The sequence below is a fragment of the Streptomyces sp. NPDC021080 genome, assembly GCF_044333225.1.
In the GTDB taxonomy this organism is placed as follows: Bacteria; Actinomycetota; Actinomycetes; order Streptomycetales; family Streptomycetaceae; genus Streptomyces.
Genome location: NZ_JBIRQM010000027.1, coordinates 31,723 through 57,547 on the forward strand (window position 1 = coordinate 31,723; position 25,825 = coordinate 57,547).

Genomic DNA, 25,825 nt, shown 5'->3' on the forward strand with positions numbered 1-25,825 from the left:
TGACTGGCGCCACTCATTGTTCTCCCCAAGTTGGGCTAAGGCCCCGACCCGGACAACCCGAGAGGCTTCGATGACCGGCTTCACCTTCAAGCGTCTGGGAGTCAGCACACTGGCTCTGGCGGTAGCCACCGTCTCTCTGGCGGCGTGCGGCTCTTCGACGAACAGCGCTGATCACTCTTCGAGCACCGCACTCACCATCGGCTATGACTCCGACCCGGCACCGCAGGGCTACGACCCGCTGCTCTACGGCGGTGGCCAGCGGCTCTTCTACGAGTCGGCCTACCAGTCGCTCTTCGCGGAGGGTGCCGACGGTCAGCCCGTCCCTGAGCTCGTCTCGACCTTCAGCTACAACAAGGCCAAGACCCAGATGACGCTGAAGCTCAAGTCCGGTGTCACCTTCACCGACGGCTCCAAGCTCACCGCTCAGCTGGTCAAGGCGAACCTCGACCGTCGCAGCGACTCCAAGCTCCAGGCCTACTCCGGCTTCGCCAAGGGCGGCTCGACCGAGATCAAGGACGTCAAGGCCCCGAGCGCGGACACCGTGGTGCTCACTTTCCCCACTGCGCAAGGATCGTTCCAGACGAACCTCGAGGGCGTCCCCGGGACGATCGTCGGAGCGAAGGCGATCAGTAACCCGAGCCTGCTCAGCCAGGGTCCCGACGGCTCGGGTCCGTACAAGATGCGCACCGCGGTCAAGGGCAGCAGCTACACCATGAGCCGCCAGCCCGGCACGAACACGGGCACCTACCCGTTCCAGACGATCGTCTACAAGCCGTACCTGGACAAGAACGCTCGTCTGAACGCGCAGATCTCCGGCCAGAGCGATGCGTCGCTCATCGACACGTCCACGAAGCAGACGGCGGCCTCCAACGGCGTCTCGCTGGCCAAAAATGGCGGCACGATGCTGGACCTGCTGGTCTTCGACAAGACCGGGGTCGGCTCGAAACCGTTCGCAGACAAGGACGTTCGCCGGGCACTGAGCTACGCGATCGACCGGGACGCCTTCGTCAAGACCGTGGCCAAGGGCGCCGAGCCGACAGCCAACGCCTTCCCCAAGTCCTCGCCCGGCTACGACCCCGCGCTGAACACCCAGTACGCCTACGACGTCGCCAAGGCGAAGCGGACGCTGAGCGAGGCCGGCTACCCGAACGGGTTCTCGTTCACCATCACCGCCAGCCCGACCAATCAGGCCGCGTTGGAGTTCCTGCAAAACGAGTTCAAGGCGATCGGCGTCGACATGAAGATCGACGTCACCACCTCGACCGGCCAGCTCTTCGCCGCGGTCAACACCCAGCCGCTCGGCTTCCTCCCGCTGACGATGAGCAACGAGATCGGCGTCACCGCAGGAGTTCTCGTGGGCGGCTTCGCCAACCCGCACAAGACGCAGGACCCGGTGATCGGGGCTGCGCTCGGGGCGGCGGCGAACGCCTCCGACTCGGACCGCCCCGCCGCGCTGAAGAAGCTGAACGGCGCGCTGATCGACGAGGGCTGGCTGATCCCGGTCGCCGAGCAGTACGCGTACGTCGGCTACAACGCCAAGGTGCTCAAGGCGCCGGCCTATCCCGGTACCGACGGCTACCCGCTGCTGAGCTCATTCAAGCCGGTCGCCTGACCGTTCCTCGCGGTCGGCCGGCGGTCCTCGGGATCGTCGGCCGGCCGACGGGACAGCGCGCTCGGTGTCGTGATCTCGGAAAGGAACTCATGTCATGTTCACCTACGTCGCCCGTCGTATCGGGCTCGGAATCGTCACCGTCCTGGTGGCGTCCGCCCTGAGCTTCCTCCTCGTGCACGCCTCCGGCGGCAGCCCAGGAGCCATCACCGCCGGGGAGGGGGCGACCAGGGCCCAGATCGCGGCGGAGAACGTCCGGCTCGGCTGGGACCGTCCGCTCGTCGCTCAGTACGCGAGCTGGCTCGGACACGCGGTCCGCAGCGACCTCGGGGTCTCGTTGATCGACGGTCACGGCATCTGGCCGGACCTGATGCAGCGCGTACCGGTCACCGCTTCGATGGCGGTCTTCGCGACCCTGTTCAGCGCGATCCTGGGAATCCTGGCCGGAGTCGTGGCGGCGGTGCGCCAAGGCAGACTCGATCGCCTGATCACGGTGACCAGCGGGATCATGCTCTCCCTGCCGCAGTTCTGGCTCGGCATCCTGCTGGTGTACGTGCTCTCGGTGAAGGCGCATCTGCTGCCCGCCACCGGCTATGTCGGGTTCATGACTTCGCCGGCGCAGTATGTCCAGAGTCTGGTTCTCCCGGTGCTCGCGCTGGGGCTGACCGGAGCCGCGATCATCGCGCGCACGACCAGGGCCGGCATGGCCAACGCGCTGCAGCAGGAGCACATCCGCACCCTGCGGGCCCTCGGCACGCCGGTCTGGCGGATCCGCTACCTGCACGCGCTCCGCTTCGCCGGTGCGCCGGTGGTGTCGGTGATCGGCATCCAGTTCATCGCCCTCTTCGGCGGCTCGGTCATCATCGAGCAGCTCTTCGCGCTGCCCGGTCTCGGCCAGGCCGCACAGGGCGCGATCAACACCCACGACTTCCCCGCTGTCCAAGGCGTCGTCGTCATCGCCACCGTGGTTGTGGTCGTCACCAATCTGGTCCTCGACCTCGTCCTCGCCGCCCTCGACCCGAAGGTTCGTGCCGCGTGAACGCCTTCACCGAAACCGTCCAGGTGCCCACGGCGTCCGAGCCGACGTCCAGCCGGCGCCGACTGCCAGCCCCGCTGCGCCGCCCCGTCACCGTGCTCGCGATCGCATGGCTGGCCGCGATCGTGATCGCCTCGGCGACCGCGCACTGGTGGGTGCCGTACCAAGTCGGCCAGCAGGACCTCGCTCACGCCCTGGCAGGCCCTTCGCGCGGGCACTGGCTCGGCACCGACGAACTGGGGCGCGACATCTTCTCCCGGATCGTCACCGGTGGCTGGATCTCGATGGGCCCGGCGCTGCTGGCCGTGGCGGTCGCCTTCTGTGTCGGCGTGCCGATGGCGTTGCTCGCGGCCGAGCACGGTCGCAGGGTCGAGGGGCCCTTCAGCCGCGTCGCCGAGCTGCTCCTGGCACTGCCGACCACCGTGATCCTGCTCGCCTTCGTCGGCGCGGTGGGGGTCCATGTCTGGGCCATCATGGCCGTTCTCGGGCTTCTGCTCGCGGCGCCGGTGTACCGGATCCTGCTCGCGTTGGCCCAGTCGCTGCGCACCCGCCTCTATGTCGATGCGGCGAAGGTGAACGGCGTCGGCTCCCTCCTGGTGAACGTGCGTCACGTGCTGCCCGGTATGGCGACCACGATCGCCGTCCAGGCGGCACAACTCTTCGCGCTCGGCATCCTGATCGAGGCCGGCCTGGCCTTCATGGGATACGGGCCGGCCATACCGGCGCCGAGCTGGGGCGGCCTCATCGGCAACGCTCAGCAGCACATCTACGACGACGCATGGATGATGGTTCCCACCGGTGTCGTGCTCGCGCTGACCGTGATCGCGGCCAACCAGATCGCCGATGCCCTGGCCGGTGAGCGGGAGCGGACCGCCCCTGCTCGCCGCCCTGTGCGACAAGTGGGTCGACCTGTGGCAGCGGCTTCGGCCGCGGGCGAGGCATCTCCTCGGACCGACGGAGCCCTGCTCGAGGTGCGGGATCTGCGCGTCGGTGTCGTGGAGGGCACGGAACTGGTCACTGGTGTCTCGGTGTCGGTCCGGCCTGGCACCGTGCTCGGCCTGGTCGGCGAGTCCGGGTGCGGCAAGACGATGACCGCACGGTCGCTGATGGGACTGCTGCCCGACGGCGTCGAGGTCAGCGGCGGCTCGATCCTCTTCGAGGGGCGGGATCTGGTCGGGCTCTCCGACAAGCAGCACCAGGCCGTCCGCGGGCGGGACATCGCGATGATCTCGCAGGAGCCGATGGTCGCGCTCGACCCGATGTTCTCCATCAGCCATCAGCTCACCCGGCCCATCCGCCGCTTCCGCCGTGTCGGCCGCGACGAGGCCCGCCGCATCGCGGCCGACCTGCTCGCCCAGGTGGGCATCGTCGACCCCGAGCGCATCCTGCGCAGCCACCCTCACGCACTGTCCGGCGGCATGGCCCAGCGAGTCTGCATCGCCCTCGCGCTCACCGGCTCGCCAAAGCTCTTGATCGCCGACGAGCCGACCACCGCTCTGGACGTGACCGTGCAGGCGGAGATCCTCAGCCTGCTGCGATCACTGGTGCGCAGCACCGGCCTGTCGGTCGTCCTGGTCAGCCACGACCTCGGTGTGGTGGCAGACCTGTGCGACGACGTCGCCGTCATGTACGCCGGTCAAGTGGTCGAGTCCGGGACCGTGACCGAAGTCCTGGACCGGGCCGCGCATCCCTACACGAGTGCGCTGCTGAGCGCGAACCCCCACATCCCGCAGGGGGAGGCGGTCCCGGACCGGCTGCCCTCGATCCCGGGCACGGTGCCGGCGCCGAAGGACTGGCCCATCGGCTGCCGGTTCGCGAGCCGGTGTCCCCTGACCACCCCCGAATGTCACGAGCCGATCGCGGCGGCGCCGGCGCACGGCGCGGGAACCGCGCGCTGCATCCATCCGCTGACCTTGGCGCCGAGCACGGCCATGCCGAACGAATCCGGAGTCGTCCGATGAACCAGTCAGCCCTCCGCGTGCGAGATCTCGTCGTTCACTACGGACGTCGTCACAGAACGCCTCCCGCCGTCGACGGGGTCAGCTTCGACATCGCGCCGGGCGAGACCCTCGGGCTGGTCGGTGAGTCCGGCTCCGGCAAGTCGACCATCGGCAAGGCGATCCTGGGACTTCAGGCCACGAGTTCCGGGTCGATCGCGCTGAACGGGACGGACATCACCACGGCCTCACTGCGACAGCGGCGGGTCAGTGCGATCGACCTGCGCGCGGTCTTCCAGGACCCCTATTCCTCGCTCAACCCGGCCCAGAGCATCGGCCAGACCCTGGTGGAGCCGCTACGGGTGCTGCGCGTCCCGAAACAGGAGCAGTGGCAGCGGGCCCGAGAGGCGCTCGAGGCGGTCGGTCTCCCGCACGATGCGATCGACCGCGGTCCGGCGCAACTCTCCGGCGGTCAGCGTCAGCGAGTGGCGATCGCCCGTGCCCTGGTCTGCGACCCGAAGGTGATCGTGCTCGACGAACCGGTCAGCGCTCTCGATCTCTCGACCCAGGCGCAGGTGCTGAACCTGCTGGCCGATCTGCGTGACCAGCGACAACTCGCGCTGCTCTTCATCGCGCACGACTTGGGCGTCGTCCGGTTCCTCTCCCAGCGGGTCGTTGTTCTCTACCGCGGCCAGGTGATGGAGCAGGGAGATGTCGAGTCGGTGACTCAGGAACCGCGTCACCCCTACACCGTCGCGCTGACCGCGGCGGCACCCGTGCCCCATCCGGCCGAGCAGGCGCACCGTCGCGCCGCGCGCGAAGCACTGGGCATCGGCGCGGCCGGGACAGCGACGGCGGCACCGACGGGCTGTCCGTTCGTGAACCGGTGCCCGCTCGCGGGGGACCTCTGCCGCACCGAGCGGCCGCCTCTCACCGGCACCGGTGACACCTCCGCGGCCTGCCATCGCCTCGATGAGGTCGCCGCGCTTCGTGCCCCCCACTGACCCTCGCACCACCTATGGAGATCCCCATGCACCAGTTCCCCGCCGACTTCCTCTGGGGAGTGGCCAGTGCCGGCCACCAGACCGAGGGCGACAACGTCTCCAGCGACTGCTGGTTCGCCGAGAACGTGACACCGACTGTCTTCAAGGAACGGTCGGGCAAGGCGTGCAACGGTTGGGAACGCTGGCGCGAGGATGTCGACCTGGCCGCCGCCCTGAACCTCAACGCCTACCGCTTCTCCGTCGAGTGGGCGCGCGTCGAGCCCGCCGAAGGCGAGTTCTCCGCCGCAGCGCTGGCCCACTACGAGGCGATCGTCGACCACTGCATCGAGCGGGGTCTGGCACCGGTCGTCACGTTCCACCACTTCGTCGCCCCGCACTGGTTCGCCGCACGCGGCGGATGGCTGGACACCGAAGCCCCGGTGCGGTTCGCGCGCTTCTGCGATCGGATCATGGCAGCCTTCGGTGATCGGATCGCGGTGGCGGTGACGATGAACGAACCCAACCTGCCTTTGATGCTGGCCTGGGCCGGGCTGCCCGACTTCGTCAGGGACCTCGAGCGGGCGACGCTGGAGGCCTGCACCCGGGCGACCGGCGTCGAGCGCTACCGCCTCACCAACATCACGCTCCCCGAGGAGGCCGGCGCGCTGCTCGCGGGCCAGGCCGCAGGGCACCGCGCAGCTCGCGCAGCGATCAAGGAGCGTCGCGCGGATCTTCCCGTAGGCCTGTCGATCGCGATGGTGGACGACCTCGTCCACGGCCCGGATCCCACCTTGCGTGACCGCAAGCGCGCCGAGGTCTACGAGTCCTGGCTCGAGATCGCTCGCGAGGACGACTTCATCGGCGTCCAGAACTATGAGCGGCACTACTACGACGCGACGCGTGCGGTGAACCTCGACGGCACACCCGCCGAGGGCGGCGTGATGAACCGCACCGACCCGGCGTCGCTCGGCAACTGCGCGCGGTACGCCCACGCGGTGAGCGGCGTGCCGGTCCTGATCACCGAGCACGGCATGCAGGCGGACGACGACACGAAGCGCGCCGCTTTCATCGAGCCGTCGCTGGCAGGGGTGCAGGAGGCGATGAACGACGGCATCCCCGTGCTCGGCTACTTCCACTGGACTCTGATGGACAACTTCGAGTGGATCTTCGGCTTCGGGCCCAAGTTCGGGCTGCACAGCGTCGACCCCGTCACCTTCGAGCGCACGCCGAAGCCGAGCGCGAGCCTCTATGGCGGCCTGGTCGCGGAGCTGCGTCGTGGATGAGGTTTCCGCTGTCCGTTTCGAACATCGCGACGATCCGCTCGGCATCGGGGAAGACCGCCCACGGCTCTCCTGGCAGGTCGCGAGTCAGCAGGGCCAGCGACAGGCCGCCTACGAGCTGACCATCGGCAACGAGTTCTTCCATGTCGACTCGGCCGACTCCGTGCTGGTGCCGTGGCCCGCGAGGCCGCTGGCATCCCGTGAAGCGCGCGAGGTCCGAGTCCGCGTCATCGGCACCGACGGCGAGGTCTCCGACTGGAGCGACCCGGTCAGCGTGGAACGCGGTCTCGTAGCCCCCGACTGGAAGGCCACGCTGATCGAGCCGGCCGGGGACGAACGGGGGCCGGCGGCGCTCCTCCGACGCTCCTTCATCACCGACGGCGAGATCACCCGCGCCCGCCTCTACATCACGGCGCACGGGCTCTATGTGGCCGAACTCAACGGCAAGCGGGTCAGCGACGACGCCCTCACCCCGGGATGGACCAGCTACCACCATCGGTTGCGCTACCAGACCTACGACGTCACCGAGCAGGTGCGCGCCGGTGAGAACGCGATCGGGGTACAGGTCGCCGACGGCTGGTGGCGAGGTCGGGTCGGGTTCGTGCCCGGGTGGCGCGACACCTACGGCAGCTCGCTGGGTCTGCTCGCCCAACTCGAGATCGACTACGCCGACGGCCGACGTCAAGTCATCCCCACCGACGAAGGCTGGCGGTCTTCGACCGGACCGATCCGGTCCGCGGATCTCTACGAGGGCGAGACCTACGACGCGACGATGGCGCTCCCCGGCTGGTCATGCCCCGGATTCGACGACCAGGAGTGGGGCGGTGTGCACCGCGGCGAGTGCGACCTCACCACCCTGGTGGCTCCCTCGGGGCCGCCCGTCCGGGCGGTCGAGGAGCGCCTGCCGGTCGACACGATCACCACTCCCTCCGGGCGTACCGTCCTCGACTTCGGCCAAAACCTGGTAGGACGACTCCGCATACGGGTGTGCGGCCGCCGCGGCGCGACCGTCACCATGCGCCACGCCGAGGTACTCGAGAGCGGCGAGCTCGGAGTGCGACCCCTGCGCACGGCCACAGCCACGGACCGGTACATACTCGCCGGGGATGCCGGCGGCGAGCACTGGGAGCCGTCCTTCACCTGTCACGGCTTTCGCTACGCCGAGGTGAGCGGTGACTACGACGAACTCGAGGCGACGGCGGTCATCTACCACTCCGACATGCGCCGGACCGGCTGGTTCGAGTGCTCCGACCCCTTGCTCAACCGTCTGCACGAGAACGTCGTATGGGGGATGCGCGGCAACTTCGTCGACGTCCCCACCGACTGTCCGCAACGCGACGAGCGCCTGGGCTGGACCGGTGACATCCAGGTCTTCGCGCCCACGGCCGCCTACCTCTTCGACTGCGCCGGCCTGCTCACCTCCTGGCTGGCCGATCTCGCCGCGGACCAGACCGCAGAGGGCGTTGTCCCACTGTTCGTCCCGCGGATCGACTTCCCGGGCCCGTTCCCGGAGCCGGTTGCAACGGCCGGCTGGAGTGACGCCGCGGTGATCGTCCCCTGGGTGCTCTACCAGCGGTTCGGCGATGCGGGGCTGCTCCGTCGCCAGTACCCGAGCATGCGGGCCTGGGTCGACGGCGTGACCGCGTCGCTGGGGCCGGCCGGCCTCTTCGACGAGCCGGCGTTGCAGCTCGGCGACTGGCTCGACCCGGCGGCACCCCCGGACGCGCCCTGGCAGGCCGAGACCGACGCGCACCTGGTGGCCACCGCCTACCGTGCGCACGTCGCCGGACTGCTGTCCCGGATCGCCGCGGTGATCGGCGAGGACGCGGACGCGGCCAAGTACGGCGAGCTCGCCAACGGGGTCCGCCAGGCGTTCCACGACGAGTACGTGACGCAGGGGGGCCGGATCGCCGACTCCGGGCAGACCGGTTATGCACTGGCGCTCGAGTTCGCTTTGCTGCCCGACGCCGGACAACGCGCGCGGGCGGCACGGCAACTGGTCCGGCTGGTACGGGAGAAGGGCCACAAGGTCGCCACCGGCTTCCTCGGTACCCCGGCGATCTGCGACGCCCTCACGTCCGCGGGAGCGATCGACGACGCCTACCAGATGCTGCTCCAGACCGAGTGTCCCTCCTGGCTGTATCCGGTGACGATGGGGGCCACCACGATCTGGGAGCGCTGGGACTCCATGCTCCCCGACGGCTCGGTCAACCCCGGGGAGATGACGTCGTTCAACCACTACGCCCTGGGCGCAGTGGCCGACTGGATGCATCGAGTGGTCGCCGGGCTCCGGCCCGGCTCGCCGGGGTACCGGTCGCTGCGGATCGAGCCGCGACCCGGAGGACGGATATCGTGGGCACGCACGGCGCACTGCACCCCTTACGGCTTGGCCGAGGTCGCGTGGGAGCGAGCCGAGGGTGAACTCCGCGTCGACGTCACCGTGCCGACCGGATCGGTCGCGACAGTCGTCCTGCCGGGCCTCGAACCCAGGGAGATCGAATGCGGCAGGCATCGCTTCGTGGTGCCGCACCCGGGCCCGTCTGCCGATCGCGAATGGCAACCGTCCCCGCCGTTTCCGCTCGACGAAATGCTCGCCGAAGGAGAACCCTGACGGACAAGGCTGCGGGTTCGGCTGGCGCTACCGGGTCTATTCGCAGTGCGCCGGGCTTCAGCCCGGTGGTGTAGCGAATCTGAGAATTGCTCTGACCTCAGCTGTGTGCACGGATCCGTACTGTTCATCTCAGCCCAGGTCGGAGTGGCCGGTTCTGCTGTTCGATGTACTGCTTGACGCTGCTGAGAGGTGCGCTGCCGACGGATCCGGCGAAGTACGAGCCGGACCACAGCCGTTGTGTCCGTACAGGTAGTTGTCGTCAGGGTCCGTGACCCGGGTGACCGGCCGCGGAACGGGGCAGGTCAGCATACAAAGTCGATTCCCGTTCAATGGGAATCGGTATCGTCGGCGAGGACCGGCTGCGGCCAGACTCCTTGCAACCCCGTGAGCCGTCTTGGAGTCGACATGCCTGAACGTACCCGCGTAGCGATCATCGGCGCAGGACCCGCCGGTCTGCTGCTGTCTCATCTGCTCGACCAGCGCGGCATCGAATCGGTGGTCCTCGACTCCCGCACACGCGAGGAGATCGAGACCACCATCCGGGCCGGCATCCTGGAACAGGGCACCGTGGAGATCCTCCATGAGGCGAAGGCTTCGGATCGGGTGCTTACGGTCGGACAGAGGCACGAAGGCATCGAACTCCGCTTCGATGGTGAGGGTCACCGGATCGACTTTGCCGACACCGTCGGCCGGGCCGTGTGGCTCTACCCGCAGCACGAAGTGCTCAAGGACCTTGTCGCCGCTCGCCTCGCCGCCGGCCAGGACCTCCGCTTCGGAGTCAGGGCCGAACGTGTCGAGAACGTCGAATCGATCCGGCCGCGCGTCATCGCCAAGGACGCAGACGGCAACACGTTCCAGATCGAGGCCGATGTCGTGGTGGGCGCGGACGGCTCGCGCAGCGTTGTCCGCGAGGCCGTCAGCGGTACATTCGGCGGCTACTTCCGCGAGTACCCGTTCGCCTGGTTCGGCATCCTGTGCGAAGCCCCGCCCAGCGCCGAAGAGCTGATCTACAGCAACTCACCGAACGGCTTCGCGCTCATCAGCCAGCGCAGCCCCGAGGTGCAGCGCATGTACTTCCAGTGCGACCCGGAAGCTGATACCGAGGCCTACACCGAGGAGCAGTTGTGGGAGATCCTGCAATCGCGTGTCCCCGGCACCTCTCTGAAGGAAGGCCGGATCTTTCAGCGTGATGTGCTGCGCTTCCGCAGCTTTGTCGCGCACGAGATGCGGCGCGGCAGGGTCGTGCTCGTCGGCGACGCGGCACACACCGTGCCGCCCACGGGCGCCAAGGGCATGAATCTCGCCGTCGCGGACGTCGTCCTGCTCACCGAGGCGCTGCACACGCTGCTACTCGACAACGACGAGACCCTGTTCGACGCCTTCCCAGACACCGCGCGGCAGCGCATCTGGAAGGCGCAGCACTTCTCCTGGTGGATGACGAACATGCTGCACCTGCAGCCCGGGGCGAGCGGCTTCGACCGGATGCGCCAGATCGGTGAGCTGCGCTCCGTCGTCGAGTCGGATGCGGGTCGCGCCTACCTCTCCGAGGCCTACACCGGATGGCCTCTGCGTCCTTAGACCCAATGCCGTGACTCTGTTGGTGATCTTGTGAGGGTCAGCCGGTGGCGGTGCAGAGGGTGTGGAAGTGGCTGGGTGCTCGCCGGGTGCGGGTCGGGTCCGTGATCCAGTCGGTGATGCGGGTGACGTTGCAGGCCAGACCGGTCAGGACGTGCTGGACGTGCGTCTTGGGCAGGCCGCGGTAGCGGGTCCGGCGCAGGCCGTGGGTGCGAACGTTCTGGGAGAGGGTGGCTTCAATACCATCACTGCATGGTGATCAACACGGACGGCGAGCGGCTGCTGTCCCGCTGGGTCCTCAACGACGAGACAGCCCTGCTGGAACTGATCGCCGACGTCCTGGCCCTCGACATCGATGTGCTGTGGGCCGTTGATCTCAACCACGGCGGAGCCGCCCTGCTGATCGGGGTACTGCTCAGCCACGACCAGCCGATGGTCTATATCACCGGACTGACCGTGCACCGCGCTTCGGCTTCTTACCGGGGCGAAGGCAAGACTGATGCCAAGGACGCCTTCGTCATCGCTGACCAAGCCCGCATGCGCCGCGACCTGGGCCCGCTGCGACCCGGCGACGAGGTCGCCGTGGACTTGCGTACCCTGACCGCCCGCCGCACCGATCTCGTGGCCGCCCGCACCCGTCAGATCAACCGACTCCGGGCACAACTCCTGCAAATCTTCCCGGCGTTGGAACGTTCGCTGGATCTCACCAACAAAGGTCCGGTGATACTGCTGACGGGCTACCAAACCCCAGCTGCGATCCGCAGCAGCGGCGCCAAGCGCATCGAAATGTGGATATGCAACCGCAGGGTGCGCAGCGCCGCCGCACTCGCCAAGACGGCCACGGAAGCGGCCGAAGCACAGTACACGGCACTGCCCAGCGAGAAGCTGGCCGCCGCGATGGTAGTCCGCCTCGGAAGGGGGTGATGACCCTCGATGAGGAGGTCGCCGAAATCGAGGCCCGGCTTCGCGAGCACCCGCACGCCGAGGTGATCCTCAGCCTGCCCGGCATGGGCAAGCAGATGGGAGCCGTGTTCCTCGCCGCGACGGGCGGCGACATGGACGCTTTCGGGAGCGCCGACCGGCTCGCCGGATACGCCGGCCTGGCACCCACTCCACGCGACTCCGGCCGCATCAGCGGCAACCTCCGCAGGCCACACTGCTTCCACCGCGGCCTGCTCAACGCGATGTACCTCTCCGCCTTGTCCAGCCTGAAGAACTGCCTGGCCTCAAAGACGTACTACGCATGCAAGCGTGCCGAGGGCAAAGGACACAAGCAGGCATTGCTGGCACTCGCCTGCCGCCGCCTCAACGTTCTGTGGGCCATGATCCGCGACGGAGCGTGCTACCAAGCCGCACCACCTGTCACAGCAGCGGCTTGACATCAGCATTGGGAAGCTTCTTGTGTTTCTGGGAGTAGTACAGCTCGTCGGCCCTGATGCGGTCGGTGGGAATGGAGGTGCCGTCGACGATGACGAAGTCCCCATCGCCCAGCCTCACCAGGGCCTCTTGCAGGCCGGGCGCCCCTGAGGCCAGGACCTCAAGAGTTTCGTCCACGTACCGCCACGCGGTCGTGGTGGAGACACCGAATCCCGCTGCAAGCTGGGGCAGCGTCTCGTTCTTCCGCAGGTGCACCAACACCAGCAGGGCCTGCTTGAAGCAGCTCAGCTTGCGCCAACGCGAGCCGCGTTCACACTTTCGGGCATAGATGAGCCAGGAGACATGCTCGACCAGCTCATAAGGGACGTCGACCGTGGCACGATACGGGACCAAGCGAGGCTCCTCGGGCGATGCATGGTGCGTAGAGAACACCACCGCAACGACCAGGAGTCTCGCCTCGTCACCCCAGCCCGTCGACCTGCACCTTCACCCTTACAGGACAGGATGAAAACGGCTCACTGACCGAACCTGAACCGGCGCCCCGCCCGCTCGTCCGGCCCGCTCCTCGCCGGACGAGCGGGCGGTAAAGCCAGGACGGGTCGGGCCGATCACCTGCGGCCCGGCCCACCAGCCCGCCCAGTAGCGGTGACCGCCTACCCACGGCTTCCTCGCCATCCTCGGCATGCCTGCCGGGCCGGCCCTGGCCGAGCCACCCGCACCCCTTCGACGGCGACCGCACCAAGCTGAACACCCAACGGCCACCCACAGCGCCGAGACCTCCGCGGGCCGGGCCGCCGCAGCCGAGAGGCAGTAGCGACGCCGCATGCGTCTACTGTTGCTCGTTTCCCCATGATGTGTAGGTAGATCCGTTGTGCACTCCATGCTGAAGATTCGTCTCGATGTCGGCCATTTTCAACCGGGCCGCCAAATATTCAGATTCGACGCGAGTAACCCAGAAACCCGATGTTCGCATTTCCTCGACGAGCGGCTTTACTGCCATCAGTGACACGTTGAAGATTTCTCGCAGCGCTTTCAGCTGCATGGGGGAGACTACGGAATCCGAGGAAATTGAAACCCTAGACCGGCCATGCTCCTCCAAGAGAGCTCCTCTCACCGCCGACGGTGCAGTCCCAACGCCTCCCTCGTGAACTTGCGATCCGCATCCCTCACAGTGGGTCTCAATGTCCCATCGCAGCTCACCCCGATGAATCGCTTGTGCCACCTGTTGCGTACAGGAGCGTCCACAGTCGGAACAGGGGACACCAACACTGCTCTCCTGGATGATCATCCCCAACCTCGCATCCTCATGTATCGATCAACAATCCCGTAGAATTTGTCGGATGTTCCCGACCCATTTCTCGGGTGATGCTTCACCAGTCCACGCTTAAACCAACGGTGGTGAAGTTCCTCGTGAACAGTTGAAAGTCGCAGCGAATGCCTCGACTCAAAGGACTTGGGACCGAATTGGGTTCCCACACCATTTTTGGCCACGCCATGCCTCCCCCTAGGGTTGAATCGCGGCTTGTACGTCAGGCGTAGATTCGGAAAATCTTCGGCGATCACGGCATCGATGGCCCTATTTCGCACCGCAGTGGTCTTTCCTGTAGCGGCGCCAAGTTCAGCGTCAGACCCCCAGACAGTCGTACCGTCGGCCGCTATGCCCTCTATGTCGTACGAAGCTGCACGCCCACCGTTACCAAAAAGCCCCTTGCCCCATCGCCAGGCTGGCCCAATTAGACCATTGAGTCCACCGGTTAGACCGCCGACGAGAAGGTCAAGGGGGGTGGTGGGCTGGCATTGGGCAGTATTGATGGCCCAGGTGAAGCCCATGCCGATGGCGGCGTCCGTGCCGACTGTTACCGCGAGGGCGCGACCGCCCTGGAGCCCGAGCTGCGTTGCGAGGCTTGCGCCGGCTGGGGCAAGGAATCCGCCGGCTGCGCCGATGACCGCTCCTTCGCCGGTGGCAGCGGCGAAGTCGCCCCAGTCGAAGTCGTCTTGGTGGGTGAATGCGTAGACGCCGCCGCTGACTACGGCTCCGATGGCTGCGCCGATGCACATCGGGCAGTTGCCGGAGGGGTCGGAGAGGTTGGCGGGGTCGTTGTCGGCGTAGTTGTAGGCCGACTGGTTGGGGCTGTCGGCGTCCGCGGTTACAGGGTCTTGGGTAGTGAAGCGGCGTTGGGTGGTGTCGTAGGAGCGGGCGCGGAGTTGGAGGCGGTCGGGTAGGGACTGGTCTTTGTACTGGCCGGTGTAGCCGAAGGTGCTGGTCTGACCACCGGTGATGGTGGCGGTGCCCGTGGGGGTACCCCAGGCACTGTAGGTGTAGCGGTAGTTGTCGACGCCTGCCGCGTCGTAGACGGCGCTGACGGAGTTCTGGCGGTCCTGGGTGAAGTAGTAGGTGCCAGCGGTGCGGTCCATTGATCGGGCCGTGCCGTCGGGGTTGTAGTGGTAGTCCGCGAGCAGGGCGCCGGTGGAGTTGGTGTCGGTGGCGATCTGCGGCAGGGTGTTGTTGATGTCCCAGCGCGAGGTGCTGGTCAGCGCGCTGTTCTTCTTGGAGACGGCGCGGTTGCCGTCTGCGTCGTAGAGGAAGGCGAAGCTGTCGCTACCGATGGTGGCGGACTTGACACGGCCTGCCGGGTCGTAGGCGTAGGTGCCGTCGTTGTCCTTGGTCTGGTTGCCGTCGGCGTCGTAGGTGTAGCTGGTCTTGGTCGTGCCGACGGTGGTGGTGGAGAGCTGGTCACCAGCGTCGTACTCGTTGGTCGTGGTGGAGGTGGAGGTGGAGCTGGTGACGGTCTTGAGGTTGCCGACCTTGTCGTAGCCGTAGGTGGATCCGCTGGTGCCGGTCAGGCAGGAGGTGGTGGAGGTGTCGGTGCAGACCTTGGTCATGCGGCCGGTGTCGTCATAGCCGTAGCGGGCCGGATAGCCGGTGCCCGGCTTGTCCGCGATGAGGCGGTTGTTCTCGTCGTAGGTGTAGGTGTTGTTCAGTGTCGGTGTGGTCGTGGAGGCCAGACGGCCGGCCTCGTCGTAGGTGCGGGTCTCGCTGCGTGCCGTGGTGGTGGGCAGGGCGACCGAGGTCAGGTTGCCGGCCTTGTCGTAGCCGTAGGTAACGGCCTTGCTGTTGGTCGTCTGGGTCTTGGTCCGGCCGACCTTGTCGTAGGTGTAGCTCGTGGCCCGGCCGTCCGGGTAGGTGCGCGAATTAAGGGTGTCGTCGGTGTTCCAGCTGTAGCTGAACGGCTTCGCGGCACCCGGTGACGTGATCGTGAGGATCTTGTCGTCGTTGTCGTAGGTCAGGCTGCGGCTGCCGGTGGCGTCGGTGACGTCCTTGAGGCGGCTGGCGTCGTCGTAGACGTACGTCTCCGCCGGGGTGCCGTCGGAGTAGGCGACGTTGGTGGGCAGGTTGCGGGCGTCGACCGTAGTGATGATGGTCTGGGCGCGGGCGTTGGTGACCTTGGTGCGGTTGCCGTCGAGGTCGTACTCGTAGGCGACGGTCTTGGCCAGCGGGTTCTTGACTGACGTCAGCTGGCCTTCGGCGTTGTAGCCGTAGGTGCTGGTGTGGGTGTTGGCGTCCGTCGTGGTGTCCAGGAAGCCGGCTGTGTTGTAGGTGAAGGTGGTGGTGCCGGCGTCTGGGGCGGTGACCTTCTTGGGCCGGTTGAGCTCGTCGTACTCGTAGAGGGTCTGCTTGTTGCGGGCGTCGGTGACCGAGGCGATGTTGCCAGCGGCGTCGTAGTCGGTGGACTGCTTGTGACCGAGCGGGTCGGTGACGGAGGTGGGGTTGCCGGCCTCGTCGTAGCCGTAGGACCAGGTGTACTTCGCCGGGTCGGCGCCGCTGACGTTCCCTCGCGGTTCAACAGAAGTGGAGAGTTGTCCGTCGTCGTTGTAGGTGTAGGTGGTGCGTTCGGCTTCTGGTGAGACCTGGGCAGACAGGTGGCTGTCGTCGTCGTATTCGTAGGAGGTCGTGTAGCCGGCCCAGGTCTTCGATGTGGCGAGCCGGTTGTCGTCGTCATAACTGAGCGTCATGCCGTGGCCGAGGCCGTCGGTGGTCTTGACGACGCTGCCGTTGTCGTCATACGTGACGCTGCGGGTGTGGCTGAGGGGGTCGGTGACCGAGACGGGCCGGTTGTCGGCGTCCCAAGTGAAGGCGGTGGTCTTACCCAGCGGGTCGGTGACGGTCTTGCGGTTGCCGACCTTGTCGTAGCCGGTTGTCCAGGTGTACTGCTTCGCGTCGGCGCCGGTGGCGTTGCCGCGGGCGCTCACTATCTGGATCTGGTGGCCGGCCTTGTCGTACTGGTAGGTGACGATCGCGCCCCGGCGGTTGGTCTCCTTGTTCAGGCGGCCCGCCGGGTCGTAGCCGAGCAGGGTCTGCTTCAGAGCGGGATCGGTGACCGTGGTCAGGCGGTCGGCATCGTCGTAGTCGTAGCTGGTGGTGCGCTGGCGGGCGTCGGTGAGCGTCTTGAGGTTGCCGACCTCGTCGTAGCCGTAGGAGGTGGCGTTACCGCGGGCGTCAGTGACCGTCTTGACACGGTCTGCGGCATCGTAGGTATAGGAGGTCGTGTACTTCTCGGGGTCCGCGCCGGTGACGTTGCCCCGAGGGTCGACGACCGTCTTCACCTGCCCCGACGGGAAGTAGGTATAGGTGGTCTTCTTGCCCGCCGGTGTAGTGAGCGTCTTGAGGTTGCCGTCAGCGTCATAGCCGTAGCTGGTCGTCTTGCCGCGTGCAGTGGTGGCGGCCTCCAGCAGCCCGGTGGCGGCGTTGTAGCCGTAGGTGGTTGTCTTGCCCAGCGGGTCCTTGACGGTGGTGAGTTGGTTGGCCGTGTTGTAGCCGAAGACGGTCTTGTTGTACTCACCGTCCTGATAGGTGGCGACGTTGCCGTTGGCGTCGTACGACCAGTCCTCATCCGACGCCGAATTAGACCGGCGGGTCAGCCGACCGGAGCCGTCGTATTGGTACTGGGTCTCGCGGACTTCGGCGTCGATCTCGCTGGTGCGGTTGAAGAACTTGTCGTAGCGGTAGTAGCTCTTGTTGTTCAGCGGGTCGAGCTGCGTGAACAGGACGTTCTTGTAGTAGACGTCCGTCCATACACCGTGGTCCGGAGCGGTGACGTCGACCTGGTCGAACACGCCGTTCTTGGAATAGGCGAACGTTGTGTCGTGCCCCAGCGCGTCCGTCTGGGTAATGACTCGGCCCTGCGTGTCGTAGACGTTGAATGTGACCCGCTTGCTGCGGGCGTTCGTGACCGCGTTCAGTCGGCCGGAAGTGTCGTAGCCGTAGGTTTCGGTTTTACCGTCGAGAGCAGTCACGCTGGTCAGCTGGTCGCCGGTGTAGCCGTAGTCCACCACCCGGCCGTCCGCCAGCGTAAGCGTTTCCAGCAGCGCGCCGGTGTACCGGAGTGTTGCCGAGCGGCCTGCCGCGTCCGTGATCTGCGTGGGCTGGGAGCCGGTGTAGGAGAGGGTCAGGCCACGGCCGCTGCGGTCCTTAACTTCCGCGAGTTGTCCTGCGGCGTTGAAGCCGTAGGTGGAGTGATCAACGGTGGTCACCTTGTAACCGTTGCCGTCCGAGGTCAGCTTGGAGCGTGCCTCACCGGGAGTCGTGAACGTCCCGTCAGACTTCTTGACGTAGGCGTGTCGGCTGCCGCCTTCACCGATCAGCACCGCATCGCCGTTGGAGCCGATCGACAGCCGGGTCTCCCAGGGCAGTTGCCAGCCCTTGCCCAGCGCGCCGGTGAGCGTGTTGTCCGAGGAGTAGACCCGGCCGATCGTCAGGGGAACACCGGGCGCGGGCACCTGGGCGTCGGTGAACGCTTCCGTGAAAGCGCCCGTCGCGGTATTCACCGGATCCGCTCGCATCACCGTCGTGCCGGCCGCACCGCTCGCGTCACCGCAGACCGCACCGCACTCGGCACCGTCCGGCAGCGCGGGAACGATGTAGAACATGTTGTAGGAGCCGCAGCCCTCGGTGTCCGTGGGATCGTCCGTGACCGTGGTGCAGACCGAGACGGTGTAGGCCGGGACCTGCTGCGTGCACTCCGTCGTCGGCACTGTGAACGTCGCGTTCACCTCAGGGAACGTCACACCGGTGTTCAGCGTCGGCGCTTGAACCGTCTGGCCGAAGTCGAAGTACTGCACATCGCCGTTACTCAGACGGCACCCGTAGAAGTCGACCTTCCAGCGCACCTTCACCGGATGCACCTCAGTGAGCGCGCCGCCTGACTGCCAGATCGCCGCCGTCAGCTGAATCGGCTCGCCTTGCACGGCCGCGCCAATGTGGTTGCCCAGTGCCATCAGCCAGCCACCCTGCTGGGCAGCCGCGTTCCCGAACGGATCGGTCGACACCTGATACAGAGCACCGCTGGTATAGGAGGCAGCGGCCGTGGCCTGTGTGCCGGTTGTAAAGGATGCCTGGCTGACACCGCTGTCGGCATTGGCAGGCGTGTTGACAGTCTTGGGACCGACAGCCTTTAAGCGTCGCTGGTTCTGCTTGAACAGCTCGATTTGCTCTGCCGTGACCGGCTTGCTTCTGGTGGTCGGCAGGCCATGCGACTTCGTCGGCTTTGCCCGGTCCTTGGTCTGCTCCCGCCGCTCTTGGGGGGACACCGGTTCCTGGTGGGCGGCAGGCTGCGGTCCCAGGTACGCCGCGCTGTCGGGGCCGCTGGTGTTGTCGACTGACACCCTGAACAGCCAGCCGCCACCCGCAACCACGGAAAGGACCACCAGCACGATCAACAGCCGTAAGCGCGCAGGCACAGATGCCAGCACTCCCCCACCCCCAGTCACCGCACATACACGCCCTGAAGCATGTACACAACAAGTTCATGATCGTGACGGATCCGTGAGCTTACGATCAAGCAGGGACGCTGAAGATGACTGATTGTCATGCGTGATTCTTGACACGCAATCAGCAAACATGCTGCAAGTTGGCCGGGCACAGCCAAGAAACACCATTCCGGTCGCTGGACCTAAGGCCGAAATTTGACATCCTCCCCCTCTTGCAAAGAGGGGGATTCCAGCCCGTGTGGGTGGGGGTTCAGGGTGTTCGAACGACCGATGGCCGTTGTCACTCCTCCGGCACCAGTTGTTCGCCGGGGCGGGGAAACACCCGCCCTGTCCTGCCGCGACGTTGACTGCTGCTCTAACGTCGGTGCATGAAGCAGGAGTTGAGGGTGGCGGCCTACGCCGTGTGTGTGCGGGACGGGGCGATGCTTCTCGCGCGCTGGGTAGCGCAGGACGGCAGCAGGCGCTGGACGCTCCCCGGCGGAGGCATGAATCACGGCGAGGACCCGTATGACACCGTGATCAGGGAGGCCGAGGAGGAGACCGGGTACGCGATCGAGCCGCTGGCGCTGCTCGGTGTCGACTCGCGCCGGCATACCTATCCGCGCCGCCTCGGCGCCACCGCCGACTTCCAGAGCCTGCGGATCGTCTACGAGGGTCGGGTCACCGGCGGTGAACTGCGCTACGAATCGGACGGCTCCACCGACATGGCGGCCTGGCACCCGTTGGAGGAGGTATCCGCACTGGACCGGGTGGGGCTCGTCGACGTCGGGCTCACGCTCTGGCAGGAGCGGCCGGCGGTCGGCCGCGCACCGGGGATACCCGAGCCGCCCCCAGCACCCCTGCCCGGCAGGGTGGACAGGAAATGATCCTCTCCCTTCGGCCTGGAGAGCTCGGCATCTGTACGAGGTCTCCAGGAGGTCCGCGGCACCTTCTACGAACCCCAAGCCGCATAGACGTGTTCAAATGACGCTGGCGGTCCCGAGGGTCGGCCGGGTCCAGGAGACCGGCAGCGTGTCCCTGCCGTACCGGCTGCTCGACCGCGGCGGTGGCGAGGTGGCGGCGGTCAGCGAGTTCCTGCTCGACATGCTCGCCAACGACGACAGCCCCGCCTCGCTGCGCTCCTACGCCTACGAGCTGCTGGCCTGGTTCCGGTTCCTGTGGGCCGTCGAGGTGCCGTGGGATCGGGCGGGCCGGGTGGAGGCCCGCGACTTCGCCCTGTGGCTGCAGGCCGTCAAGAAGCCGCCGCGGCCCCGCCGGCCGGACGCTCCACCGCCCGGGTCGATCAACCCGGTGACCGGCAAGCGGTACCCGGGCGAGCACTACGCGGCCCGGACCCGCAGGCACGCGCGCGCCGCCGTCCGCAGCCTCTACGAGTACCACCGCGAGATGCACGGCCGGCCGCTGCTCAACCCGTTCCCGAAGGCCAGGCGGGCCGGGGACGAACACCTCAACGCCCACCACGACCCGATGCAGCCCTACCGGCGGCCGGCCCGGCCGGCTCCCTACCAGCCGAAGGAGCCCCGGCGAGCCCCGCGCGGCATCCCCGAGCAGGCGTTCAACGAGCTCTTCGCGACGCTGCCCTCGCACCGGGACCGGGCCCTGGTCGCGTTCTACATTTCGGCCGGCCCACGGGCCTCGGAGCTGCTTGGGCTGACCCGGGACCGGGTCAGCCCGGGGGAGCAGACCATCGGGGTCGTCCGGAAGGGCTCGCGGGCCCTGCAGTGGATCCCGGCGTCCAGCGACGCGTTCGTGTGGCTGCGGCTCTACCAGCAGCAGATCCGTCCGCTGGCCCTGGACGGGCCCGACGAGCCGCTGTGGTGGACGCTCCGGCGACCGCTTCGCCCGCTGAGCTACGACGCGGCGCGCATGGTCTTCACCCGGGCCAACGAGAAGCTGGGGGCGAACTGGACCCTGCACGACCTTCGGCACAGCGCGGCCAAGCGCATGGTGCGCGACCCGGCGCTGTCGATCACCGATGCCCAGTGGGTCCTCGGCCACCTGCACATCGCCACCACTGAGCAGTACCTCGAACCGGCTCAGGACGAGGTCGTCGCCCAGATCCTGGCCCACTACGCCCGCCAGGCCGCCGGGCCGCCCCGGCCCGTGATGCCCGCGCCGGGCTACCGCCCGGAGGTCCTGCAGACCCTGCTCGGCACGGCTGTCCTGGACGGAGGAGCGGCGTGAGCGTCGCGGCGGCGGACACCCTGACGTCGGCCCGGGCCCGGCCGGCCCGCGTTCCCGCTGGGCAGGAGTCGCGCGAGGCACCGGCGACCTGGTGGCAGACCGAGCAGCCGCCCGAGCTCGTGCTGGAGCGCACCCTCGCCCTGCCGTTCACCGCCGTCAGCGACGCCAACCAGCGCACCCGTCGGCGCGGCCTGGTGAAGCTGCTCGACTGGCTGCAGGACCAGCCCGGCCGCACCTGGCAGGACCGCTGGCTCGCCAGCGGCGCCGAAGCAGCCGGCCGGGAGTGGACCGGGCTGCCCATGCAGCGGCTGACCGACCGTCAGCGCGCCCGCAACTACGACCGGATCGACCTGTGCTGCGGCATGATCCCGTTCCTCGGCGGACAGGCGGTCCGCCCGACCTATCGCTGGCTGCTGCGGCAACGGCCCTCCCAGCTGCTGGCCCACGTCCGCACCGCCACGGACCCCGACGGGTTCGCTCGGCTCACGGCCCGGTACGCGCAGTCCGGACGGGCCGGGGCCAACGACTGCAACAACGCGCTCAACCGCGTCACCTGGATCCTCACCCGCAAGCGCGGGACCATCCAGGACACCACCATCGGCGACTGCGTCGAGCTGCAGCACGCCATCGGCGAGCACCAGGCCAACGGCCACCACGGCAAGCACCTCTTCTACGCGCTCCTCGCCGAGACCGGCGTCTTCGGCCCCGGCGCCCCCGCCCGGCTGAAGACCGTGATGCTGCCCGGGCAGCAGACGCCGGCCGCGATGGTCGACCGGCACTCGATCGCCTGCACGCCGGTGCGCGACCTGCTGGTCGACTACCTGACCGAGCGCGTCACCGAGGTCGACTACACGACGCTGGAGGACATGGCCAGGACCCTGGCCGGGATCTTCTGGCGCGACCTGGAGACCCACCACCCCGGCATCAACTCGCTGCGGCTGGACGCGGACACCGTCGCGGCCTGGCGGGAACGGGCGGCCGTGATCCGCGACCGGCACGGCATCGCGATCCGCCCCCGGGACAACGCGCACTCCGTCTTCACCTGGGTCCGCGCCTTCTACCAGGACCTCGCCCGCTGGGCCGCCGACGCCCCGGGCAGGTGGGGGCCGTGGGTGGCCCCGTGCCCGGTCCGCGACACCGAGCACGGCAAGGCCCGCGCCCGCCGCAAGGCGGCCATGGACCAGCGCACCCGCACCCTGCTGCCCGCCCTCCCGGCCCTGGTCACCGCCGCCGAGCAGCAGCTCAAGGCCGCCGCTGCCCGCCTCGCCCGCGGCCGACAGGCTCGGGCCGGCACCTCGTTCACCACGCCGGAGGGCCAAATGCTGGTCCGCTGCCGCGGCGCCTCGGCCCGCGTCCTGGCCGACGATTCCGCCACCGGCCGGTGCCGCGACCTGACCGTCGAGGAGGAACTCGCCTTCTGGGCCTGGGCGATCGTCGAAGTCCTGCGCCACACCGGCATGCGCATCGAGGAGGCCCTGGAGCTGACCCACCACAGCTTCGTCGCCTGCCGGCTGCCGACCACCGGCGAGATCGTGCCCATGCTCCAGGTCGCACCGTCCAAGCTCGACCAGGAGCGGCTGCTGCTGGTCTCCCCGGAACTCGGCGAAGTCCTCACCGCGATCATCCAGCGCATCCGCCGCGGTCGGCCGGCCATGCCGACGGTCAGCGCCTACGACACCCTGGAGCGGCTGTGGAGTGCACCGATGCCGTTCCTCTTCCAACGGCCCGTCGGCCCCGAAGACCGCGCCATCCCCCGCAACTACGTCTGCACCTGCCTCAACGGCGCGCTCGCCGCGAGCGGACTGACCGGCCCCGGCGACCAGCCGCTGCACTACACCCCGCACGACTTCCGCAGGATCTTCGTCACTGACGCTCTGCGTTCCGGCCTGCCGCCGCACATCGCCGCCCGCATCTGCGGTCACCAGGCCGTCGACACCACGCTCGGGTACGCCGCGATCTACCCGGAGGACGTCATCACCCATCACCGGGCCTTCATCGCCCGCCGCCGCTCGCTGCGGCCCAGTGAGGAGTATCGCGAGCCCACCGTCCAGGAGTGGCGCGACTTCCTGGACCACTTCGAGCTGCGGAAGGTCGCCTTGGGTGTGTGCGCACGCGACTTCGGCACCCCGTGCGTTCACGAGCACGCCTGCATCCGCTGCCCCGTCCTGCGGCCCGACCCCGCGCAGATGCCCCGGCTGCAGGAGATCCACGCCAACCTGGGCGACCGGCTCCGCGAGGCCAAGGAGCAGGGCTGGCTTGGCGAGGTCGCCGCGATCGAGGCCAGCCTCGCGGCCGCCGAGCACAAGCTCGCCGCCATGCGCGACCTCGCCGCCCGGCACACCACCGTCCACCTCGGCATGCCCGACTTCCGCACCAGCGCCGGCCGGTTCACCCCGGCGCACGACACGCCCGGATGAACTGGCGACTCCAAGATCGCTGAAGACTATCTTCGGTGATCCGTCAAGGCCGGCCCTGAAAACACCTCACCCGGGCTGGTTCGGATATCTCACATGGACGCCGCCCTGGCCCGGCTTCGCTCCGATGGCTTCGACGTCCGGAGCGAGGACGTGGCGCGGCTCTCGCCGTTCGTGCGCCACCACGTCAACATGCTCGGCCGGTGCTCCTTCCAGCTGCCGGAGCTGCCCGGGGGCCTTCGTCCGCTGCGGGAGCCGGATACCGCCTTCGAGAGGTGGCAGAATCCGTTCGCGATTCAGCGACAGGTTTGTACGCGGTGGCCTGTCGTCACGCCCAGTCCTCCGGTTCCCAGGCGAAGAGCAGGTCGAGCAGCTTCGGGTCCCCGTCGAGTTGCAGGGAGTCCGCCGAAATGCGGTCGTACCGCCAGAGGACCAGATCACTGGCCGTGCCGCGGATGGAGAGGCCTGCCGCTTCCGGGGCCTCGCCGATGGCGGGCAGCCGGGTGGTCCGTGCGCCGTCGCCGTCGACCGTGAGGCGCCAGGAGCGGTCCTCGGTGGCGTGGAAGTCGAAGGCGGTGGGCTTGTGCGGCCAGGCACTCCTCGTGAAGCTGGCGATGAACAGGCTCTCCTCGACACCGTCGAGCGCCACCTCGACAGGCAGTGAGGCCGAGTCGCCCACGGTGAGTTGGGCATCGTAGGTGTGCACCGCGATCTCCTGGACTTGGTGCCGGGCGACGCCACCGGCAGTGTGCGGCGTCTGAGTGACACCCCAGCCGGTGAAGCAGCCCTGGTCCGGACCGGCCTCCCGCAGGGCCGCCAGCAACAGCTCGGTCGAGGCGGCCAGCCAGGCCAGCACGCCCTCGCGCTCCTGCGGCGCGACCGCGTCACCCTGGGCCGGGGTCCTGGACGTGGCGTCCGGCCCGGCGGAGACGGTGGCGGCCCAGCGACGGCGGCCCTCGCCGATGTGCTGCACCAGGTCGAACAGCGTCCATTCGGGGCAGGTCGGCACGGGCAGGTCGAGGCTGGGCGCGACGGCGATCGCGGCGCGGAAGGCGGTTGAACGTTCGTCGATCAGCCGCAGCAGATCGGGAAACTCCAAAGTCTTGTGCACGGCGGTACTTCTACCACCTTGATCCATTCGCCCGACAGCGGTTTTCCCAGCCGATACGGCGGGGAACTCCGGCCCAGGCGAGCCCACGCTCGGGCTTTCGCCGTGTACTGGAACGAGCGTGCCGTCTCGGGGGCAACGCACGCTCTGACCGACGACGACATCGCCGCGGGCCAGAGCGGCGTCACTGTGGCGTGGAACTACATCGCCGAGGCGGGCGACGGCGTCATCCCGGTCTCGTACACCGTCACCTCCAAGAGCGCGGACAAGCCGGTCCGGCGGTCCTTCGACACCCAGGTCCAGGTCTAGGACGCCTCTCACGCCTGACCCACCCGGTGCCTGGGGCTGCCCGAGGCACCGGCGTGGCGTGCGCTCAGCGGCCTGCTGCGGGCGAACACGCGACACCGATGCCTCGTGTGCACTCAGCGGCGGGCGTCGCCCCGGGGCCGGCAGGCTGGTGACCTCCGCGATGCTCTCCGCCGAGGGCTTGAAGTAGCGGCTGGATTCGTGCAGGTCTCACAGCCACCTCGGCATGCCCGACTTCCGCACCAGCACCGGCCGGTTCACCCCGGCGCACGACACACCCGGATGAACCGGCGACTTCAAGATCGTTGGGGACTACCTTCGGTGACCCGCCAGCGGCCGGCCCTGAAGCACCCCAGCCGGGCTGATTCGGATAAGACCAGATCGGGGCGCCGGGCCTGGTCCTGAATTCACTGGTGCTGTTCAACACGAGGTACATGGACGCCGCGGTGAACCAGCTGCGCGCGGACGGGTTCGAGGTGCGCGAGGAGGATGTGGCCCGCCTCTCGCCATTCGTCCGGCACCACATCAACATGCTCGGCAGGTACTCGTTCCGGCTCCCCGACCTGCCCGGAGGTCTGCGGCGCCTGCGCGCCCCGGACGCCGCTGACGAGTAAGTCACGCCCAGAGCCGTCCTGGC

Annotated in this window: 16 protein-coding genes and 4 pseudogenes; 14 read left to right on the forward strand and 6 right to left on the reverse strand. The window is 68.0% G+C overall.

Going from position 1 to position 25,825, the window contains the following annotated elements; translation table 11 throughout:
- Positions 1 to 70 precede the first annotated feature (70 nt).
- The 6 genes from ACH4S8_RS41180 (at position 71) to ACH4S8_RS41205 (ending at position 9,456) form a co-directional block, all read left to right on the forward strand.
- Positions 71 to 1,612, forward strand: coding sequence for an ABC transporter substrate-binding protein (locus ACH4S8_RS41180; protein WP_398403755.1), 1,542 nt, complete (start codon positions 71 to 73; stop codon positions 1,610 to 1,612).
- Positions 1,613 to 1,706: 94 nt separating this feature from the next.
- Positions 1,707 to 2,648, forward strand: a complete 942-nt coding sequence (locus tag ACH4S8_RS41185; RefSeq protein WP_398403757.1) for an ABC transporter permease — start codon at positions 1,707 to 1,709, stop codon at positions 2,646 to 2,648.
- A complete protein-coding gene (locus ACH4S8_RS41190) occupies positions 2,645 to 4,606 on the forward strand; it encodes a dipeptide/oligopeptide/nickel ABC transporter permease/ATP-binding protein (protein WP_398403759.1) in 1,962 nt (653 codons plus the stop codon). Before ACH4S8_RS41185 ends, ACH4S8_RS41190 begins: the two co-directional genes overlap by 4 nt.
- A complete protein-coding gene (locus tag ACH4S8_RS41195; protein WP_398403761.1) occupies positions 4,603 to 5,586 on the forward strand; it encodes an ABC transporter ATP-binding protein in 984 nt (327 codons plus the stop codon). Before ACH4S8_RS41190 ends, ACH4S8_RS41195 begins: the two co-directional genes overlap by 4 nt.
- Positions 5,587 to 5,612: 26 nt before the next feature.
- On the forward strand, positions 5,613 to 6,848 hold the full coding sequence (locus ACH4S8_RS41200; protein WP_398403763.1) for a glycoside hydrolase family 1 protein: 1,236 nt from the start codon (positions 5,613 to 5,615) through the stop codon (positions 6,846 to 6,848).
- Positions 6,841 to 9,456, forward strand: coding sequence for a glycoside hydrolase family 78 protein (locus ACH4S8_RS41205; RefSeq protein ID WP_398403765.1), 2,616 nt, complete (start codon positions 6,841 to 6,843; stop codon positions 9,454 to 9,456). Before ACH4S8_RS41200 ends, ACH4S8_RS41205 begins: the two co-directional genes overlap by 8 nt.
- A gap of 124 nt (positions 9,457 to 9,580) precedes the next feature.
- Here the strand turns inward: ACH4S8_RS41205 and ACH4S8_RS41210 are convergent, their stop codons facing one another.
- Entirely contained in the window at positions 9,581 to 9,688 is a 108-nt protein-coding gene (locus ACH4S8_RS41210) for a transposase (protein ID WP_398403825.1), read from the reverse strand.
- A gap of 173 nt (positions 9,689 to 9,861) precedes the next feature.
- Here ACH4S8_RS41210 and ACH4S8_RS41215 point away from each other — a divergent pair, with 173 nt between their 5' ends.
- Positions 9,862 to 11,034 carry a 4-hydroxybenzoate 3-monooxygenase gene (locus ACH4S8_RS41215; RefSeq protein WP_398403767.1) on the forward strand — a complete coding sequence of 391 codons (1,173 nt, stop codon included), beginning with the start codon at positions 9,862 to 9,864 and terminating at the stop codon, positions 11,032 to 11,034.
- A 37-nt stretch (positions 11,035 to 11,071) separates the two neighbouring features.
- On the opposite strand, the gene ACH4S8_RS41220 is transcribed toward ACH4S8_RS41215, so the two are convergent.
- Positions 11,072 to 11,272 (reverse strand): transposase, encoded by a 201-nt coding sequence (locus tag ACH4S8_RS41220; RefSeq protein ID WP_398403827.1) that lies wholly within the window; start codon positions 11,270 to 11,272, stop codon positions 11,072 to 11,074.
- Positions 11,273 to 11,283: 11 nt separating this feature from the next.
- Between ACH4S8_RS41220 and ACH4S8_RS41225 the strand changes: the two are divergent.
- Positions 11,284 to 12,410: pseudogene (locus tag ACH4S8_RS41225) on the forward strand (IS110 family transposase).
- Between the two features lie 16 nt (positions 12,411 to 12,426).
- Here the strand turns inward: ACH4S8_RS41225 and ACH4S8_RS41230 are convergent.
- The 3 genes and pseudogenes from ACH4S8_RS41230 to ACH4S8_RS41240 form a co-directional block, all read right to left on the reverse strand.
- Positions 12,427 to 12,843 (reverse strand): annotated as a pseudogene (locus tag ACH4S8_RS41230) (transposase family protein); the annotation flags it as partial.
- Between the two features lie 394 nt (positions 12,844 to 13,237).
- Positions 13,238 to 13,450: a hypothetical protein gene (locus ACH4S8_RS41235; RefSeq protein ID WP_398403769.1), complete on the reverse strand. Its 213-nt coding sequence runs from the start codon at positions 13,448 to 13,450 to the stop codon at positions 13,238 to 13,240.
- Between the two features lie 242 nt (positions 13,451 to 13,692).
- On the reverse strand, positions 13,693 to 19,158 hold the full coding sequence (locus ACH4S8_RS41240; RefSeq protein WP_398403771.1) for a DUF6531 domain-containing protein: 5,466 nt from the start codon (positions 19,156 to 19,158) through the stop codon (positions 13,693 to 13,695).
- A 386-nt stretch (positions 19,159 to 19,544) separates the two neighbouring features.
- On the opposite strand from ACH4S8_RS41240, the gene ACH4S8_RS41245 reads away from it, so the two are divergent.
- The 4 genes and pseudogenes from ACH4S8_RS41245 to ACH4S8_RS41260 form a co-directional block, all read left to right on the forward strand.
- Positions 19,545 to 20,042, forward strand: a complete 498-nt coding sequence (locus ACH4S8_RS41245) for an NUDIX hydrolase (RefSeq protein WP_398403773.1) — start codon at positions 19,545 to 19,547, stop codon at positions 20,040 to 20,042.
- Positions 20,043 to 20,139: 97 nt separating this feature from the next.
- On the forward strand, positions 20,140 to 21,360 hold the full coding sequence (locus ACH4S8_RS41250; RefSeq protein ID WP_398403775.1) for a tyrosine-type recombinase/integrase: 1,221 nt from the start codon (positions 20,140 to 20,142) through the stop codon (positions 21,358 to 21,360).
- Positions 21,357 to 23,777, forward strand: coding sequence for a tyrosine-type recombinase/integrase (locus ACH4S8_RS41255; protein ID WP_398403777.1), 2,421 nt, complete (start codon positions 21,357 to 21,359; stop codon positions 23,775 to 23,777). Before ACH4S8_RS41250 ends, ACH4S8_RS41255 begins: the two co-directional genes overlap by 4 nt.
- 90 nt (positions 23,778 to 23,867) lie before the next feature.
- Positions 23,868 to 24,029, forward strand: a pseudogene (locus ACH4S8_RS41260) (Tn3 family transposase); the annotation flags it as partial.
- 73 nt (positions 24,030 to 24,102) lie between these two features.
- Here the strand turns inward: ACH4S8_RS41260 and ACH4S8_RS41265 are convergent.
- On the reverse strand, positions 24,103 to 24,885 hold the full coding sequence (locus ACH4S8_RS41265) for a maleylpyruvate isomerase family mycothiol-dependent enzyme (RefSeq protein ID WP_398403779.1): 783 nt from the start codon (positions 24,883 to 24,885) through the stop codon (positions 24,103 to 24,105).
- A gap of 102 nt (positions 24,886 to 24,987) precedes the next feature.
- On the opposite strand from ACH4S8_RS41265, the gene ACH4S8_RS41270 reads away from it, so the two are divergent.
- Positions 24,988 to 25,191, forward strand: a complete 204-nt coding sequence (locus ACH4S8_RS41270; RefSeq protein WP_398403781.1) for a hypothetical protein — start codon at positions 24,988 to 24,990, stop codon at positions 25,189 to 25,191.
- Positions 25,192 to 25,562: 371 nt separating this feature from the next.
- Positions 25,563 to 25,802 (forward strand): annotated as a pseudogene (locus ACH4S8_RS41275) (Tn3 family transposase); the annotation flags it as partial.
- Positions 25,803 to 25,825 lie beyond the last annotated feature (23 nt).

Excerpts from the sequence above, each read along its gene's own strand:
- ACH4S8_RS41180 (WP_398403755.1), top strand. The coding sequence starts at position 71 with ATGACCGGCTTCACCTTCAAGCGTCTGGGAGTCAGCACACTGGCTCTG.
- ACH4S8_RS41185 (WP_398403757.1), top strand. The coding sequence starts at position 1,707 with ATGTTCACCTACGTCGCCCGTCGTATCGGGCTCGGAATCGTCACCGTC.
- ACH4S8_RS41195 (WP_398403761.1), top strand. The coding sequence starts at position 4,603 with ATGAACCAGTCAGCCCTCCGCGTGCGAGATCTCGTCGTTCACTACGGA.
- ACH4S8_RS41200 (WP_398403763.1), top strand. The coding sequence starts at position 5,613 with ATGCACCAGTTCCCCGCCGACTTCCTCTGGGGAGTGGCCAGTGCCGGC.
- ACH4S8_RS41215 (WP_398403767.1), top strand. The coding sequence starts at position 9,862 with ATGCCTGAACGTACCCGCGTAGCGATCATCGGCGCAGGACCCGCCGGT.
- ACH4S8_RS41235 (WP_398403769.1), bottom strand. The coding sequence starts at position 13,450 with ATGCAGCTGAAAGCGCTGCGAGAAATCTTCAACGTGTCACTGATGGCA.
- ACH4S8_RS41245 (WP_398403773.1), top strand. The coding sequence starts at position 19,545 with ATGAAGCAGGAGTTGAGGGTGGCGGCCTACGCCGTGTGTGTGCGGGAC.
- ACH4S8_RS41250 (WP_398403775.1), top strand. The coding sequence starts at position 20,140 with ATGACGCTGGCGGTCCCGAGGGTCGGCCGGGTCCAGGAGACCGGCAGC.